General features: G+C 70.8%; 14 protein-coding genes and 5 tRNA genes. 15 read left to right on the forward strand and 4 right to left on the reverse strand.

All coding sequences use genetic code 11. From position 1 onward, the window contains the following. On the reverse strand, nucleotides 1-3104 hold a 3104-nt coding region (locus tag ACIQMV_RS07700; RefSeq protein ID WP_402591892.1), incomplete at its 3' end, for a nitrate- and nitrite sensing domain-containing protein. Nucleotides 3105-3705: 601 nt separating this feature from the next. On the opposite strand from ACIQMV_RS07700, the gene ACIQMV_RS07705 reads away from it, so the two are divergent. From ACIQMV_RS07705 to ACIQMV_RS07745, 9 genes are all read left to right on the forward strand, one after another. Next, on the forward strand, nucleotides 3706-3894 hold the full coding sequence (locus ACIQMV_RS07705) for a hypothetical protein (RefSeq protein ID WP_172632828.1): 189 nt from the start codon (nucleotides 3706-3708) through the stop codon (nucleotides 3892-3894). Nucleotides 3895-4052: 158 nt separating this feature from the next. Continuing rightward, complete coding sequence (locus ACIQMV_RS07710) at nucleotides 4053-4838, forward strand: fumarylacetoacetate hydrolase family protein (RefSeq protein WP_141358021.1); 786 nt, start codon at nucleotides 4053-4055, stop codon at nucleotides 4836-4838. Beyond that, a complete protein-coding gene (gltX, locus tag ACIQMV_RS07715; RefSeq protein ID WP_402591893.1) occupies nucleotides 4831-6315 on the forward strand; it encodes a glutamate--tRNA ligase in 1485 nt (494 codons plus the stop codon). The genes ACIQMV_RS07710 and gltX overlap by 8 nt, the downstream gene beginning before the upstream one ends. A 171-nt stretch (nucleotides 6316-6486) precedes the next feature. After that, complete coding sequence (locus ACIQMV_RS07720) at nucleotides 6487-7221, forward strand: HAD family hydrolase (RefSeq protein ID WP_402591894.1); 735 nt, start codon at nucleotides 6487-6489, stop codon at nucleotides 7219-7221. 90 nt (nucleotides 7222-7311) lie between these two features. Further along, nucleotides 7312-7383: transfer RNA gene (locus ACIQMV_RS07725), tRNA-Gln, on the forward strand. A 38-nt stretch (nucleotides 7384-7421) separates the two neighbouring features. Then, a tRNA-Glu gene (locus ACIQMV_RS07730) sits at nucleotides 7422-7494 on the forward strand. A 62-nt stretch (nucleotides 7495-7556) separates the two neighbouring features. Continuing rightward, nucleotides 7557-7629 (forward strand) — tRNA-Glu (locus ACIQMV_RS07735). Nucleotides 7630-7649: 20 nt separating this feature from the next. Next, nucleotides 7650-7721: transfer RNA gene (locus ACIQMV_RS07740), tRNA-Gln, on the forward strand. Between the two features lie 28 nt (nucleotides 7722-7749). Next, a tRNA-Glu gene (locus tag ACIQMV_RS07745) sits at nucleotides 7750-7822 on the forward strand. Between the two features lie 202 nt (nucleotides 7823-8024). Here the strand turns inward: ACIQMV_RS07745 and ndgR are convergent. Next, the gene (gene ndgR, locus ACIQMV_RS07750; protein WP_141358015.1) at nucleotides 8025-8741 is read right to left on the reverse strand and encodes an IclR family transcriptional regulator NdgR; all 717 of its coding nucleotides are present in this window, start codon (nucleotides 8739-8741) and stop codon (nucleotides 8025-8027) included. Nucleotides 8742-8928: 187 nt separating this feature from the next. On the opposite strand from ndgR, the gene leuC reads away from it, so the two are divergent. The 4 genes from leuC to ACIQMV_RS07770 all read left to right on the forward strand — a co-directional run bounded on the left by leuC (nucleotide 8929) and on the right by ACIQMV_RS07770 (nucleotide 12266). Continuing rightward, a complete protein-coding gene (leuC, locus tag ACIQMV_RS07755) occupies nucleotides 8929-10353 on the forward strand; it encodes a 3-isopropylmalate dehydratase large subunit (RefSeq protein WP_402591895.1) in 1425 nt (474 codons plus the stop codon). 5 nt (nucleotides 10354-10358) lie between these two features. Then, on the forward strand, nucleotides 10359-10952 hold the full coding sequence (gene leuD / locus ACIQMV_RS07760; protein ID WP_402591896.1) for a 3-isopropylmalate dehydratase small subunit: 594 nt from the start codon (nucleotides 10359-10361) through the stop codon (nucleotides 10950-10952). A gap of 308 nt (nucleotides 10953-11260) precedes the next feature. Continuing rightward, nucleotides 11261-11491 carry a hypothetical protein gene (locus ACIQMV_RS07765; RefSeq protein WP_141358009.1) on the forward strand — a complete coding sequence of 77 codons (231 nt, stop codon included), beginning with the start codon at nucleotides 11261-11263 and terminating at the stop codon, nucleotides 11489-11491. Nucleotides 11492-11627: 136 nt separating this feature from the next. Beyond that, nucleotides 11628-12266 carry an HU family DNA-binding protein gene (locus ACIQMV_RS07770; RefSeq protein WP_402591897.1) on the forward strand — a complete coding sequence of 213 codons (639 nt, stop codon included), beginning with the start codon at nucleotides 11628-11630 and terminating at the stop codon, nucleotides 12264-12266. 131 nt (nucleotides 12267-12397) lie between these two features. Here ACIQMV_RS07770 and ACIQMV_RS07775 read toward each other — a convergent pair whose 3' ends face one another. Continuing rightward, nucleotides 12398-12601 carry a hypothetical protein gene (locus ACIQMV_RS07775; protein WP_141358005.1) on the reverse strand — a complete coding sequence of 68 codons (204 nt, stop codon included), beginning with the start codon at nucleotides 12599-12601 and terminating at the stop codon, nucleotides 12398-12400. Nucleotides 12602-12610: 9 nt separating this feature from the next. Beyond that, entirely contained in the window at nucleotides 12611-13249 is a 639-nt protein-coding gene (cofC, locus tag ACIQMV_RS07780; RefSeq protein WP_402591898.1) for a 2-phospho-L-lactate guanylyltransferase, read from the reverse strand. A gap of 200 nt (nucleotides 13250-13449) precedes the next feature. Between cofC and ACIQMV_RS07785 the strand changes: the two genes are divergently transcribed. Beyond that, nucleotides 13450-14265 carry a lysophospholipid acyltransferase family protein gene (locus ACIQMV_RS07785; RefSeq protein ID WP_402591899.1) on the forward strand — a complete coding sequence of 272 codons (816 nt, stop codon included), beginning with the start codon at nucleotides 13450-13452 and terminating at the stop codon, nucleotides 14263-14265. Further along, nucleotides 14262-15272, forward strand: coding sequence for an NAD(P)H-dependent glycerol-3-phosphate dehydrogenase (locus tag ACIQMV_RS07790; RefSeq protein WP_402591900.1), 1011 nt, complete (start codon nucleotides 14262-14264; stop codon nucleotides 15270-15272). Before ACIQMV_RS07785 ends, ACIQMV_RS07790 begins: the two co-directional genes overlap by 4 nt. The last annotated feature ends 106 nt before the right edge of the window (nucleotides 15273-15378 follow it).

Below are 15378 nucleotides of genomic sequence, written 5' to 3' on the forward strand. Positions count from 1 at the left end.
GCGGCGAACTGCCCCGTGGAGCCGTTGTCGTACCCCTGCTGGGCCGCGAACCGGCCCGTGTCGGCGGGGTTGTTCTGCCCGGCCGGACCGTAGACGTCCGAGCGGACGAACTCGCCCGTGTTCTGGGCGTCGTTGGCACCCGGGTGGGGGGCGTTGAAGTCGGGGCGGGGAAACGCCGAGGTATCCGCTGCGGAGCCGGGTCCCTGGTGGTCGTCGAAGCGGGGCATCTCGGCCGTCGAACCGGGTCCCTGCCGGTCGTCGATCCGCGGCATCCGGGAGGTCTGCGACGGGTCCTGCTCGTCGTGGCCGCGCGGCGCGTCCAGAGCGGCCCGGCCCTGAGCGTTCTCGTCGCCCCAACCCTGCGTACGGGACGGCCCGTTGCCGCCCGGCAGTTCGGCGCGCGGGCCACCGCGCGGCGGCAACTGCGGCTGCCGGCCCGTCTCCGCGCCGTTTCCGCGCTGCGGGGGAACGCCGCCGCGTGGGCCGCCGAAGGCGTCCTGGCGGCGTCCGTCGCCGAAGCCCTGCGAGGCGGCCGGGTGCCGGCCGTCGCCGAAGCCCTGCGGAGCGCCCGCACCGGGACCCTGCGGACCCTGCGGCCCGCCGGGTGCCTGGCCGCCGAAGCCGCCAGCCATGCCCGAAGCGGCCGGGCGGCCCTGCTGAGGCTGCCCCGGACCCTGCTGGCCACGCGGTCCGTTCGGACCGCCCTGGCGGCCGGCGCCGGGCAGCGCGGCCCGCGGACCCTGGCCGCCGCCGACCTGGCCGCGCGGAGCGGCTCCGGGACCGAGCCGGCCGGCCCCGCCCTGCTGACCGCCCGCGCCGAGGGCTCCGCCGCCCTGCTGACCGCCCTGCCGGCGAGCCGCTGCGGCGCCGGCGGCGGCAGCCGCGGCGGCCGGACCGCCCGCGGACGGGCCGCCGGGCTTGCCCGCGCCCGGCTTCTTGCCGCCCTGGGCGACGTCGACGGGCAGCATGACCAGAGCGGTCGTACCACCGGAGTCGGAGGGGCGCAGCTGGATGCGGATGCCGTGGCGCTGGGACAGACGACCGACCACGAAGAGACCCATGCGGCGGGAGACCGACACGTCCACGGTGGGCGGCGAGGCGAGCCGCTCGTTGATCGCGGCGAGGTCCTCCGGGGACAGACCGATACCGGTGTCGTGGATCTCGATCAGCACCCGCCCGTCGGGCAGCGCGTGACCGGTGACCTTGACCTTGGTCTGCGGCGAGGAGAACGAGGTCGCGTTCTCCAGCAGCTCGGCGAGCAGGTGCACGAGGTCGTTGACGACCCGGCCGGCGACCTCGGTGCCGGGCACCGAGGCCAGCTCGATGCGCTCGTACTGCTCCACCTCGGACGCGGCGGCGCGGAGCACGTCGACCAGCGGGACCGGACGGGTCCAGCGGCGGCCGGGCTCCTCACCGGCGAGGACGAGGAGGTTCTCACCGTTACGGCGCATGCGCGTGGCGAGGTGGTCGAGCTTGAACAGCGAGGACAGCTGGTCCGGGTCGGCCTCGCGGGACTCGAGTTCGGAGATCAGCGACAGCTGGCGCTGGATCAGACCCTGGGAGCGGCGCGAGAGGTTGGTGAACATCGCGTTGACGTTGCCCCGCAGCAGGGCCTGCTCGGCGGCGAGGCGGACCGCCTCGCGGTGCACGTCGTCGAAGGCCGCGGCCACCTGGCCGATCTCGTCCCGGGAGTGCACACCGACCGACTCCACGGACGTGTCCACGTCCTGCGGGTCGGACTCGGACAGCTGCCGGACCAGCTCGGGCAGACGGTCCTGGGCGACCCTGGTGGCGGTCTCCTGGAGCCGGTGCAGCGAGCGGATCATGGAGCGGGCCACGACGAAGGCGCCGACCAGCGACACGCCGAGCACGAGCAGGATCAGCGCACCGGAGACGATGGCGTCGTACTCGGTGGCGCTGCGCAGCTCGCGGGCCTTCTGCTCCATCTCCTCGAGCAGCGTGTGCTCGATGTTCTTCATCTGCTGGATCTTGGTGGAGCTGTCGTCGACCCAGTCGCGGTAGGAGCGCTTGTTCGCCTGCTTCAGGCCCTCGGGGTTGTCCAGGACGCGCTTGGCGTAGGTGTCCGCGGACAGGATCGTCGGGTTGCCCTCTTCGATGGGCTTGATGAGCTCCTCGGAGCCCTCCCCGTAGATGTTGCGGAAGCCGTTGAGGTCGGAGGTCTGGCTCTCCAGCGCCTGCTGGGCGTAGAGGCGGTCGTTCTCCGAGAGCTTGCCGGCGCTGGTGTTGTTGGCCGGCAGCGCGGCGGCGATGACGGCGCGCTGGACGGACGCGTACTCCTTGGCGGAGGAGAAGGCGGCCAGCGCACGCGTCCGCTGGATCATCTGCGGGTTGCTGGTCGCCTCGGCCATGTCCTGGGAGAGGGCGAGCAGCTCGGTGATGAGCCGGTGGTAGCTCTCGACCGTCCGGGCCGAGTTCTCCTCGGCCTGGTACGCGTCCTTGCGGATCTTGGTGAGGCCGTTGAGGTCGCTCGCCAGGCCGACGAGGGTGTCGCGGACACCGAGGAGGTTGCCGTCCTTGCTGGCGGCGTCGATCTCCTCGGACGCGGAGACGAAGTTGTCCCGGGCCCGGTCGGTCCGGTCCCGGTAGCCCTTGATGGTGATGGCGGCCGCGCTGGAGCGCTGCGCCAGCGGGCCGGCGGACTGGTCGCGCTCCTCCTGGAGCGCGGCGGCCAGTTCGGTGGCCTGCTTGGTCATCTCCGTCAGCAGCTTCATGTTGTCGAGCTGCTGGATGTCGTCCATGCTCTGGCTGATACGCATCCCGCCGAGCGAGGTCGCGGCGACCACGGGCAGGGCGAGCAGCGACACCAGTCGCGTGGAGATGCGCCAGTTGCGCAGGGCCATGCGCGAGCCGGGGCCCGACGGCCCCTGGCTCCCGGTCTTCTTGGCCGCCGGAGCCTGGCTCGACGACGCCGACGCACCCGCCGGGCCGGTCGTGCCCGAGCGTCCGGGGCGCTCTGCGCCGTCGCCGGCCGGGGCCGGGTTCTGGGCGTGCTGGGGCGAGGAGCTGACGGCCATGGGGCCAGTCCCGCCGTGCGGCTCCGGCTCCGCCGAAGCGCTGCCATCCCTCTTGAAACGTCCCTGCACTAGCGTCGCAACCTCTGGACCAGGCGCCCCTCCGCGCGAGCGGAAGGACGGTGTCGGCGTTGTGGGAAGCGCCCTGAACACGCTTCCCGGATGGTCGTGAGTGACCGGCGCTGGTTCCCCCTTCTCACCGCCGCTCGGCGCTGCGTTGCGCCCCCTGCGCGCCGGCTCGATCCTGCAGCGGTCCGTGGCATTCCAGCACAGTGCCGGATCTCCAACAAGGCATGTGGACCAGGCTGTGACCTCCGTGACAGCCCGTGAGTGACGGATTACCTGATGTGGAAAGTGATCTCCCGTATAGGGGACATTTCGCTACGTACCCGCGAGTCACTTGAGGTGTCCCAGTCGCCATGATCGGGAGCGGAATGATGGCTTCAGTGGGTCAATGTCCGATTCGGCGGCAGGGAACGCGCTCATGAATTGTCTGGATTGCCGAGGCGTTCGTGAGCAAACTCACACCGACATCACGGGCTCTTCACGTCTTCGGCCGGGAATTGAATGTTTAGCCTGACGCTTTACAGGGATGGCAAATCCGACAACCGGCGCCCGCGCGGGGGTCATGCGGACCTCCCGGTGCCCGAAGACGACAAGGTCTCGTACAACCGTGAAGACGACGATGATGTTCCGCACCATAGCCAACCCCCGGCGCACGACGCTGATGCACCTCGAAGGAGCCGACGCGCTGTCGACGCCGGAGCAGCCGGAGCACTCCGTCTCCCTCCCCGGGCAGACCGCCAACCCCCGGCGCACGGTCCTCATGGAGGCGCCCGTCGCGGCCGCCGTCGCGGAGTAGCACGCGCTCCGGCCACGCCGGAGATCCAGGGGCGTCCCGCACTCGGGGCGCCCCGCCTTCGTGCCCCGTGCGCCGTCATGGCGCGAGGTCCGGGGTCCCGGCCGCGTTAGCCTGGAGCGTCAGACTCCAGCCGCTTCAGTCAAGGGGCCAAGCAACCCGTGCGCATCGCCAGGTTCTCCATCGACGGGAACGTCGCCTTCGGCGCGGTCGAGGGCGACAAGCCGGACGAACTCGTCCTCGACATCATCAAGGGCATCCCGTTCGCGGACTTCGAGCTCTCCGGCACCCGGGTGCCGCTGAGCAAGGTACGGCTGCTGCCGCCGGTGCTCCCCAACAAGGTCGTGGCCTTCGGCCGCAACTACGCCGAGCACGCACGCGAACTCGGCAACGAGGTGCCCGACGCGCCGTTCGCCTTCTTCAAGCCGTCCACCTCGGTGATCGGCCCCGGCGACCCGATCCAGTACCCCTCCTTCTCCCAGGAGCTGCACCACGAGGCCGAGCTGGCCGTGGTCATCGGCCGCATGTGCCGCGAGGTCCCGCGCGAGCGCGTCAAGGACGTGATCTTCGGTTACACCTGCGCCAACGACGTCACCGCCCGCGACGTGCAGCGGCGCGAGAAGCAGTGGGCCAGGGCCAAGGGCTTCGACACCTCCTGCCCGCTCGGCCCCTGGGTGGAGACGGACATCGACCTCACCGCCGCGGCCGACCTGACCATCCAGCTCACCGTCAACGGCGAGCAGCGGCAGCTGGGGCGCACCAGCGAGATGATCCACCCGATCGAGGATCTGATCGTCAACATCTCCGAGGCCATGACGCTGCTCCCCGGCGACGTGATCCTCACGGGCACCCCGGCTGGGGTCGGCCCCCTCAACGTCGGCGACGAGGTCGCCGTCACCATCGAAGGCATCGGCACTCTCACCAACAAGGTTGTCAAGCGTGGCTAGCGCATCCGACTCCCCCGTACGCGTCCGTTTCTGCCCGTCTCCCACCGGTAACCCCCATGTGGGCCTGGTCCGCACCGCCCTGTTCAACTGGGCGTTCGCCCGGCACCACCAGGGCACTCTGGTCTTCCGCATCGAGGACACCGACGCGGCCCGCGACTCCGAGGAGTCCTACAACCAGCTGCTCGACGCGATGCGCTGGCTGGGCTTCGACTGGGACGAGGGCCCCGAGGTCGGCGGACCGCACGCGCCGTACCGGCAGTCGCAGCGCATGGACATCTACCAGGACGTCGCCCACAAGCTGCTCGAGGCCGGCCACGCTTACCACTGCTACTGCTCCCAGGAGGAGCTGGACAGCCGCCGCGAGGCCGCCCGCGCGGCCGGCAAGCCGTCCGGCTACGACGGCCACTGCCGCGACCTGACCGCCGCGCAGGTGGAGGAGTACAAGGCCCAGGGCCGGGCGCCGATCGTCCGCTTCCGCATGCCCGACGAGACGATCACCTTCACCGACCTGGTCCGCGGCGAGCTGACCTTCACCCCGGAGAACGTCCCGGACTACGGCATCGTCCGCGCCAACGGCGCTCCGCTGTACACCCTGGTCAACCCGGTCGACGACGCGCTCATGGAGATCACCCACATCCTGCGCGGAGAGGACCTGCTCTCCTCCACCCCGCGCCAGGTCGCCCTGTACAAGGCGCTGATGGAGCTGGGCATCGCCAAGGAGATCCCGTCCTTCGGCCACCTGCCGTACGTGATGGGCGAGGGCAACAAGAAGCTCTCCAAGCGCGACCCGCAGTCGTCGCTGAACCTCTACCGCGAGCGCGGCTTCCTGCCCGAGGGCCTGCTCAACTACCTCTCCCTGCTCGGCTGGTCGCTCTCCGCCGACCGGGACATCTTCTCCGTCGAGGAGATGGTCGCGGCCTTCGACATCGCGGACGTGAACCCCAACCCGGCCCGCTTCGACCTGAAGAAGTGCGAGGCGATCAACGCCGACCACATCCGGCTGCTCGACGCGAAGGACTTCACCGAGCGCTGCCGTCCCTGGCTCCAGGCCCCGTTCGCCCCCTGGGCCCCGGAGGACTTCGACGAGACCAAGTGGCAGGCGGTCGCCCCGCAGGCGCAGACGCGTCTGAAGGTCCTGTCCGAGATCACGGACAACGTGGACTTCCTGTTCCTGCCCGAGCCGGTCTTCGACGAGCCGAGCTGGACCAAGGCGATGAAGGAGGGTTCGGACGCCCTGCTCCGCACCGCCCGGGAGAAGCTGGAGCCGGCCGACTGGACCTCCCCCGACTCCCTGAAGGAGGCCGTCCTGGCCGCCGGCGAGGCCCACGGCCTCAAGCTCGGCAAGGCCCAGGCCCCGGTCCGCGTGGCCGTCACCGGCCGCACGGTCGGCCTGCCCCTCTTCGAGTCCCTCGAGATCCTGGGCAAGGAGAGGACCCTGGCCCGCATCGACGCGGCGCTGGCGAGGCTGGCGGCGTGAGCATGCGGCGCTGACACGGATACGGCCGTCACAGGTACGGCTGTCACAGGTACGCGCGAGGGGCGGCACCCGGCCGGGGTGCCGCCCCTCGGCGTTCGGCACCGCCTGCCGGGAAACGGATCTTTCAGCGGACCGCCCCCGCGCGGCGGTCCGGACGGTACCGTCGGTGACATGGCGATCAGAGCGGTCCTGTGGGACGTCGACGACACCCTCTTCGACTACACGACCGCCGACCGGGCCGGCATGCGGGCGCACCTGGTGGCCGAGGGACAGCTGGACGGGTACGGGACCGCGGAGGAGGCCCTGGCCCACTGGCGGCGGATCACCGACGCGCAGTGGGCGCGGTTCTCGGCGGGGGAGGCGACCTTCGAGGAGCAGCGGCGGGACCGGGTGCGGGACTTCCTCGCCCGGCCGGAGCTGACCGACGACGAGACCGACGCGTGGTTCGAGCGCTACCTGGGCCACTACGAGGCCGCCTGGGCGCTCTTCCCGGACGTGCTGCCCGTCCTGGACGCGCTCGCCGCCAGCCACCGGCACGCCGTGCTGTCCAACTCCAGCATCCACGTCCAGGAGCGCAAGCTGCGCGCCCTCGGCGTGCGCGACCGCTTCGAGACCGTGCTGTGCGCCGCCGAACTCGGGGTGTCCAAGCCGGAGCCGCGGGCGTTCCACGCGGCCTGCGAGGCACTGGAACTCGGCCCGCACCAGGTGGCGTACGTCGGCGACCACCCGGAGATCGACGGGCGGGGCGCCGCCGGGGCCGGGCTGTTGTCGGTCTGGATCGACCGCGCGGGCGTGCACGCCGGAGACCACGACGGCGCGGGCCGGCACCGGATCACTTCGCTCGCCGAACTGCCCGCGATCCTCGGCTCCGATACTCGTTTTGGAGCCCCGTCCACCTTCAGGTAATGTTCTTCCTGCGCCGCGGGGCGCGGGCCGAAGGTCCGGAACCGCGGGTGCAACACTAAAACAGGATCCCCACAAGATCTTGCTTTTCAGTGGCCTATGGTGTAATTGGCAGCACGACTGATTCTGGTTCAGTTAGTCTTGGTTCGAGTCCAGGTAGGCCAGCTCGCAGAGCTCATCTGCACCGCGGATTTTATCCGCAGGCCCCCGTTGTGTAGCGGCCTAGCACGCCGCCCTCTCAAGGCGGTAGCGCCGGTTCGAATCCGGTCGGGGGTACAGATCCTTCTCGCGGGGACAATCCGGGTCGCACCCGTTGTTTCCGATGCAGGATCGCTAGGGCCCCCGTTGTGTAGCGGCCTAGCACGCCGCCCTCTCAAGGCGGTAGCGCCGGTTCGAATCCGGTCGGGGGTACGACTGGTCTAAACCATCATTGGTCTATGGTGTAATTGGCAGCACGACTGATTCTGGTTCAGTTAGTCTTGGTTCGAGTCCAGGTAGACCAGCTCGGACCTGCGGAAACGCAGTGTCCACGCCCCCGTTGTGTAGCGGCCTAGCACGCCGCCCTCTCAAGGCGGTAGCGCCGGTTCGAATCCGGTCGGGGGTACGCAGTCGGAAGGGCCCTCCCTCGGGAGGGCCCTTCGGCATTTCCGCAGAGTTCCCGCTCCCCGCCCCCGTGGGCTGCGCAGGGGCGGGTGCCTGCTCGTCGTGGGTCTCGACCGGAGCCGGTCGGTGGGTCGGCGGGTGGGGGAGTCGGCTGCCGGAAGGGCCTGCCGCGGCGTTGAGGCCGGCCCTCGCGGTTTCTCGCGTCAGCCGGAGCGGCGCAGGGCCTCGGACAGGCGCGCGGCGGCGTCGATGACCGCCTGGGCGTGCATGCGGCCGGGGTGGCGGGTGAGGCGCTCGATGGGGCCGGAGACCGAGACGGCGGCCACCACGCGGTTCGAGGGGCCGCGCACGGGCGCGGAGACGGACGCGACGCCCGGCTCGCGCTCGCCGATGGACTGGGCCCAGCCACGGCGCCGTACGCCCGACAGGGCCGTCGCCGTGAAGCGGGCGCCCTGGAGGCCGCGGTGGAGCCGCTCCGGCTCCTCCCAGGCCATCAGGACCTGGGCCGAGGAGCCCGCCTTCATCGTGAGCGTGGAGCCGACCGGGACGGTGTCCCGAAGGCCGGACAGGCGCTCGGCCGCGGCGACGCAGATGCGCATGTCGCCCTGGCGGCGGTAGAGCTGCGCGCTCTCGCCCGTCACGTCCCTCAGGTGCGTGAGCACCGGCCCGGCGGTGGCCAGCAGACGGTCCTCGCCCGCGGCCGCGGCCAGTTCCGCGAGGCGCGGGCCGAGGATGAACCGGCCCTGCATGTCGCGCGCCACCATGCGGTGGTGTTCCAGCGCCACGGCCAGCCGGTGGGCCGTGGGTCGTGCCAGTCCGGTGGACGCGACCAGGCCCGCGAGGGTGGCCGGACCGGACTCCAGAGCGCTCAGGACAAGGGCTGCCTTGTCCAGAACGCCGACGCCGCTACTGTTGTCCATGCAACGATACTTGCGTCTCACTCTGTGAAACGCAAGTTCAATTTTCCGTGGAACACGCCACTCTGGAAGTCATGGCGGCCCGTGGACCGACGGGCTCGGCGGCGGACGCCCGGAGGGGGCGCGGGTGCCGCATCCTCAAGATCTCTAGTTGGGCCGGCGCCCTTGGCGTCCGGCCGGAGGGAAAGCGATGGGTAGGACACTCGCGGAGAAGGTCTGGGACGACCACGTCGTCCGGCGCGCCGAGGGCGAGCCCGATCTCCTCTTCATCGATCTGCACCTGCTGCACGAGGTGACCAGCCCCCAGGCCTTCGACGGCCTGCGCAAGAGCGGCCGAACCGTGCGCCGGCTCGACCTGACCATCGCGACCGAGGATCACAACACCCCGACCCTCGACATCGACAAGCCCATCGCGGACCCCGTCTCCCGTGTCCAGCTGGAGACGCTGCGCAAGAACTGCGCCGACTTCGGGGTGCGGCTGCATCCGCTGGGCGACGTCGAGCAGGGCGTCGTCCACGTGGTGGGACCGCAGCTGGGCCTGACTCAGCCGGGCACCACCGTGGTCTGCGGTGACTCGCACACCTCCACGCACGGCGCCTTCGGCGCGCTGGCGTTCGGTATCGGCACCTCCCAGGTCGAGCACGTGCTCGCCACCCAGACCCTGCCGATGGCCCGCCCGAAGACCATGGCGATCACGGTCGAGGGCGAACTGCCCGAGGGTGTCACGGCCAAGGACCTGATCCTGGCGATCATCGCGAGGATCGGCACCGGCGGCGGCCAGGGCTACGTCCTGGAGTACCGCGGCTCCGCCATCGAGAAGCTCTCGATGGAGGCCCGGATGACCATCTGCAACATGTCCATCGAGGCCGGCGCCCGCGCGGGCATGATCGCCCCCGACGAGACCACCTTCGCCTACCTCCAGGGCCGCCCGCACGCCCCCCGGGACGAGGACTGGGACGCCGCCGTGGCGTACTGGAAGACCCTGCGCACGGACGACGACGCCGTCTTCGACGCCGAGGTCGTCATCGACGCCGCCGCACTGTCCCCGTTCGTCACCTGGGGCACCAACCCCGGCCAGGGCGCGCCGCTTTCGGCCGCCGTCCCCGACCCGGCTTCGTACGAAGACGCATCGGAGCGCCTGGCCGCCGAAAAGGCCCTGGAATACATGGGGTTGGAGGCCGGACAGCCGCTGCGCTCCATCGGTGTGGACACCGTCTTCGTAGGCTCCTGCACCAACGGCCGCATCGAGGACCTGCGCGCCGCCGCCGAGATCCTGCGGAGCCGCAAAGTCGCCGACGGCGTACGGATGCTGGTCGTCCCCGGCTCCGCGCGCGTGGGCCTCCAGGCCGTCTCCGAGGGCCTGGACGTGGTCTTCAAGGAGGCCGGCGCCGAATGGCGGCACGCGGGCTGCTCGATGTGCCTGGGCATGAACCCCGACCAGCTGTCCCCCGGCGAGCGGTCCGCCTCCACCTCCAACCGCAACTTCGAGGGCAGGCAGGGCAAGGGCGGCCGCACGCACCTGGTCTCCCCGCAGGTCGCCGCGGCCACCGCGGTCCTCGGCCACCTGGCCTCCCCGGCCGACCTGTCCGACGCCCCCACGCCCGCTGGAGTCTGAGAATCATGGAAGCCTTCACCACCCACACCGGCCGGGCCGTCCCGCTGCGCCGCAGCAACGTCGACACCGACCAGATCATCCCCGCCCACTGGCTCAAGAAGGTCACCCGCGACGGGTTCGAGGACGGGCTGTTCGAGGCCTGGCGCAAGGACCCCGAGTTCGTGCTCAACCGTCCGGAGCGCCGCGGCGCCACGGTCCTGGTCGCCGGCCCCGACTTCGGCACCGGCTCCTCCCGCGAGCACGCCGTCTGGGCGCTGCAGAACTACGGCTTCAAGACCGTGATCTCCTCCCGCTTCGCGGACATCTTCCGGGGCAACTCGCTGAAGAACGGTCTGCTGACCGTGGTCCTGGACCAGAAGGTCGTGGACGCGCTGTGGGAGCTCACCGAGAAGGACCCCGAGGTCGAGGTGACCGTCGACCTGGTCGCCCGCGAGGTGCGCGCCGAGGGGATCACCGCCTCCTTCGAGCTGGACGAGAACTCCCGCTGGCGGCTGCTGAACGGCCTGGACGACATCTCCATCACCCTCCAGAACGAGAGCGAGATCGCCGCCTACGAGGCGAAGCGCCCGGCCTTCAAGCCGCGCACCCTGCCGGTCTGATCCAGGGCCCCGGCCGATGACCGGCCGCCGAGCCGGACACCGCCCCCCGGCGCTGTGACAAGTCGACTTTCGGCCACCGTACGACCCCGCTGTACCCCCGATCGAGGCGATCGGGGGTACAGCCGTTTTGGCGCCCGTACCACCCGGCGCGCCGCCGTCGAGGCACTCAACTTCCCACGTTAAGCGGGTTATTGCTGGGGTAGACGAGGTTCCGGCCCCCGCCCGCCGCGGCCGCCCGGATGGCCGTCACAGGCGTCAGTTGCCCCCCAGCGCAGGCGACAACTCGCCCCAGATGGCACAATCTGTGCATGGACAACGACGGCCAACTCGAGCTCTATACGGCGGTCGCGGCCCAGCTCAAGGAAGCGCACGAAAGGGTGCGCGCACTGCAAGTCCCGGAGAGCGTACGGATGGCGCTGACCCGGAAGCTGCTGGTCATTACGGCCGCGGCCAAGCACGATCTCGCCGGTGCGACAAGGCGTCTGGAGCGGTTCACGGCAGACCTCGACCAGGGGCGAATCCCCGGCGGGGAAGGCTGAACAGCCCGAGGCTGTCGAGTCCGTTGCGGCACAAGGGTGATTAGCCCGTTTCGTGTTTGATTTGCGGTATATATCTGCCTAACGTGCGAAAACGCTTGAACACTTTCGTTCCGGCAAGGTCTCCGAAGGGGAAGACGTGAACAAGGCGCAGCTCGTAGAAGCGATTGCCGACAAGATGGGCGGCCGCCAGCAGGCCGCCGATGCGGTGGACGCGGTTCTGGACGCCGTCGTCCGCGCGGTCGTCGCGGGAGACCGGGTCTCGGTCACCGGCTTCGGGTCCTTCGAGAAGGTCGACCGTCCCGCCCGTTACGCGCGCAACCCGCAGACGGGTGAGCGGGTGCGGGTCAAGAAGACCTCCGTTCCCCGCTTCCGGGCCGGCCAGGGCTTCAAGGACCTGGTGAGCGGCTCGAAGAAGCTCCCGAAGCACGACATCGCGGTCAAGAAGGCGCCCAAGGGCAGCCTGTCCGGCCCGACCGCCACCATTGCCAAGGCCGTCGGCAAGAAGGCCGCGGCGAAGAAGGCCACCGCGGCGGCGAAGAAGGCCGCCGTCAAGAAGACCACCGCGGCGGCGAAGAAGACCACCGCCAAGAAGACCACCGCGGCGGCGAAGAAGACCACGGCGGCCGCCAAGAAGACGACGGCCACGAAGGCCGCCGCCAAGAAGACCACGGCCAAGAAGGCGCCGGCGAAGAAGGTGACGGCCAAGAAGGCCCCCGCCAAGAAGTCGACCGCCCGCAAGACCACCGCCAAGAAGACCACCGCCCGCGGCAAGTAGCGGCGCAGGGTACTCACGCGCCGGGCCGGACTCCCGAGGGAGCCCGGCCCGCGGCGTGTTCGGGCACGCCCGGCCCGGTCCGCCCGGTGGGGAAGGGCCTCTCGCGCCGACCGGACGGCCTTCCTGCCTGCTCAGAAGGTCTGCAGCGTCACCAGGGTGATCCGCAGGCCGTTCCCCTCGCCCTCGGTCTCGATCCGCACCCGCTGCCCCGGCCGCAGCAGCCGCAGACCGCCCGCGTCGAACGCCGGCGCGTCGAAGGGCACCGGGGTGCCGTCGTCCAGGAGCACCTGCCCGCTGCGGCTTTCGGGGTCGTACGTGTATGCGGTCGCGTGCATGACGGCAGCCTACTGTCCCGGGACCGGCAGTCGCGCGGCGGCGGCGGCCGTCCGCGGTCCCACACCGAGGGCCAGCGCAGCCCGCAGGTCGTGTCCGGTGTCCACGTCCCGGCGCACGGATTCCACCGCCTGAAGGGACAGTTCCACCGCGCCGGACGCCCGGTGGCGGGCCCGGGAATCGGCGCCGAAAGCCGGGAGCAGCGGATGCCCGGGGGACGCCGCCAGCAAAGTCGTGCCGATGGCCGCGGAATCCGCGAGAAATGCCCGCGGGAATTGCGCGGCCGCCTCCAGGACCCGGGCCAATTCCATGGGTCGCAGCGCGGGAAGATCGGCGTTCAGGGCCGCCACCGGACTTCGGGGGCGCGAGGCCCGTACGGCCGCCGCTCCGTGCGCGAGCGCGGCGTTCAGACCGGCCCGCGGCTCGTCGGCGACGATCCGGGCGCCCAGTGCCGCCAGCTCCCGCCCGGCCTCGGCGTCGTCCGTGACGACCGCCACATCCGCCACCGCGGGGCAGGCCAGCGCGGCCGCCACCGTGTCCACGGCGAAGGCGAGGGCCAGGCCGGGACGCACCCCGTCGCCGGCGGTGTCCGAAAGCCTGCTCTTGGCCCGGGTCAAGGGCTTCAGGGGGATGACCAAGGTCCACTGCACCGGCGTTCCGCCCCTCTCGTGTGGTCGTCATTGTCTCCCGGAGTCCCCCCGGACCGTCCGGGGGACCGGGAAGGGGGAGGGGCGCGAAGCTCCTTCCAAGAGCGCTCCCCGGTGACGTGCGGGCGTACGGTGTTCTCGACAGACAGGCGGCCTGGGGCGACACTTGTGCGGCCCCCCAGGCCCTAGAGGAAGGTGTCCGCGTGCCCCGCCGCAGAATCGGCTTCTGGTATCGCTTCGCAGCGGTGATCTGCAAACCGCCACTGGTGGTTCTGATCAAGCGGGACTGGCGCGGAATGGAGAACATTCCTGCCGACGGCGGATTTATCACCGTGGTGAACCACAATTCGCACGTCGACCCCTTCGCGTACGCCCACTTTCAGTACAACACCGGCCGCGTGCCGCGATTCCTGGCGAAGAGCGGGCTTTTCAAGAAGGGATTGGTGGGTGCCGCGATGCGCGGCACCGGGCAGATCCCCGTCTACCGCGAGAGCACGGACGCGCTGAGCGCGTTCCGGGCCGCCATCGACGCCGTGGAGCGCGGCGAGTGCGTCGCCTTCTACCCCGAGGGCACCCTCACCCGCGACCCCGACGGCTGGCCGATGACCGGCAAGACCGGCGCCGCCCGGGTCGCCCTCCAGACCAAGTGCCCGGTGATTCCGGTCGCCCAGTGGGGCGCCAACGAACTGCTGCCGCCCTACGCCAAGAAGCCCCAGCTGCTGCCCCGCAAGACCCACCACGTGCTGGCCGGACCGCCCGTGGACCTCTCCCGCTTCTACGACCAGGAGATGACCCCGGAACTGCTGAAGGAGGCGACCGAGGTCATCATGGCGGCCATCACCCGCCGCCTGGAGGAGATCCGCGGCGAGAAGGCGCCCGCCGAGCCGTACGATCCGCGCCGGGAGCGGATCGAGCAGCGCCGCCGCACCGAGTCGCAGAACCAGGGCAGCACCGTGCCGGCCGCGCAGCGCGGGCCGGCCGTGCGGGAATCCGTACAGGAAGAGGGGCAGGGCACGTGAGCAAGCCGGTCAAGGCGGCCGTCTTCGGTACCGGATCGTGGGGCACCGCCTTCGGCATGGTCCTCGCCGACGCCGGTTGCGAGGTGACCCTGTGGGCCCGCCGCGCCGAACTCGTCGACGCGGTCAACTCCACCCGGACCAACCCCGACTACCTGCCCGGAGTCGAACTCCCGGAGAACCTGCGGGCCACGGCCGACGCCGCCGAGGCCGCCCGCGACGCCGACTTCACGGTGCTCGCCATCCCCTCGCAGACCATGCGGGCGAACCTCGCCGAGTGGGTGCCGCTGCTCGCCCAGGACACGGTTCTCGTCTCCCTGATGAAGGGCGTCGAACTCGGCTCGGCCATGCGGATGAGCGAGGTGATCGAGGACGTCGCCAAGGTCGGCGCCGACCGCGTCGCCGTCGTCACCGGGCCCAACCTGGCCCGGGAGATCGCCGCCCGCATGCCGGCCGCCAGCGTGGTCGCGTGCACCGACGAGGCGGTGGCCCGGCGGTTGCAGGCCGTCTGCCACACCCCGTACTTCCGGCCGTACACCAACACCGACGTGGTCGGCTGCGAACTCGGCGGCGCCGTCAAGAACGTGATCGGTCTGGCCGTCGGCATCGCGGACGGCATGGGGCTCGGCGACAACGCCAAGGGCTCGCTCATCACCCGCGGCCTCGCCGAGACCACCCGCCTGGGCATGGCCCTGGGCGCCGACCCGCTGACCTTCTCCGGACTCGCCGGCCTCGGCGACCTGGTGGCCACCTGCTCCTCGCCGCTTTCGCGCAACCACACCTTCGGCACCAACCTCGGCAAGGGCATGACCCTCCAGGAGACCATCGCGGTCACCAAGCAGACCGCCGAGGGCGTCAAGTCCTGTGAGTCGGTGCTGGATCTGGCCCGCCGGCACGGCGTCGACATGCCCATCACGGAGACCGTCGTCGGCATCGTGCACGAGGCCAAGCCGCCGGTGGTGGCCCTCCGGGAGCTGATGTCGCGCAGCGCCAAGCCCGAACGCCGCTGAAACCGGCGCCGTTCGGCCGTCCGCATCACGTTGCGCGACCGTCCGTGCGACGCTGAGCTACGGTGCCCATGCGGGCACTGACGTCGTGGATACCAGCGGGTACTCT

This window comes from Streptomyces sp. NPDC091412, assembly GCF_044756885.1.
Taxonomy (GTDB): Bacteria; Actinomycetota; Actinomycetes; order Streptomycetales; family Streptomycetaceae; genus Streptomyces.

What these genes read in the sequence shown, in the direction of transcription:
- ACIQMV_RS07720 (WP_402591894.1), top strand. Translation starts at nt 6,487, where the DNA reads ATGGCGATCAGAGCGGTCCTGTGGGACGTCGACGACACCCTCTTCGAC.
- ndgR (WP_141358015.1), bottom strand. Translation starts at nt 8,741, where the DNA reads ATGGACAACAGTAGCGGCGTCGGCGTTCTGGACAAGGCAGCCCTTGTC.
- leuC (WP_402591895.1), top strand. Translation starts at nt 8,929, where the DNA reads ATGGGTAGGACACTCGCGGAGAAGGTCTGGGACGACCACGTCGTCCGG.
- leuD (WP_402591896.1), top strand. Translation starts at nt 10,359, where the DNA reads ATGGAAGCCTTCACCACCCACACCGGCCGGGCCGTCCCGCTGCGCCGC.
- ACIQMV_RS07765 (WP_141358009.1), top strand. Translation starts at nt 11,261, where the DNA reads ATGGACAACGACGGCCAACTCGAGCTCTATACGGCGGTCGCGGCCCAG.
- ACIQMV_RS07775 (WP_141358005.1), bottom strand. Translation starts at nt 12,601, where the DNA reads ATGCACGCGACCGCATACACGTACGACCCCGAAAGCCGCAGCGGGCAG.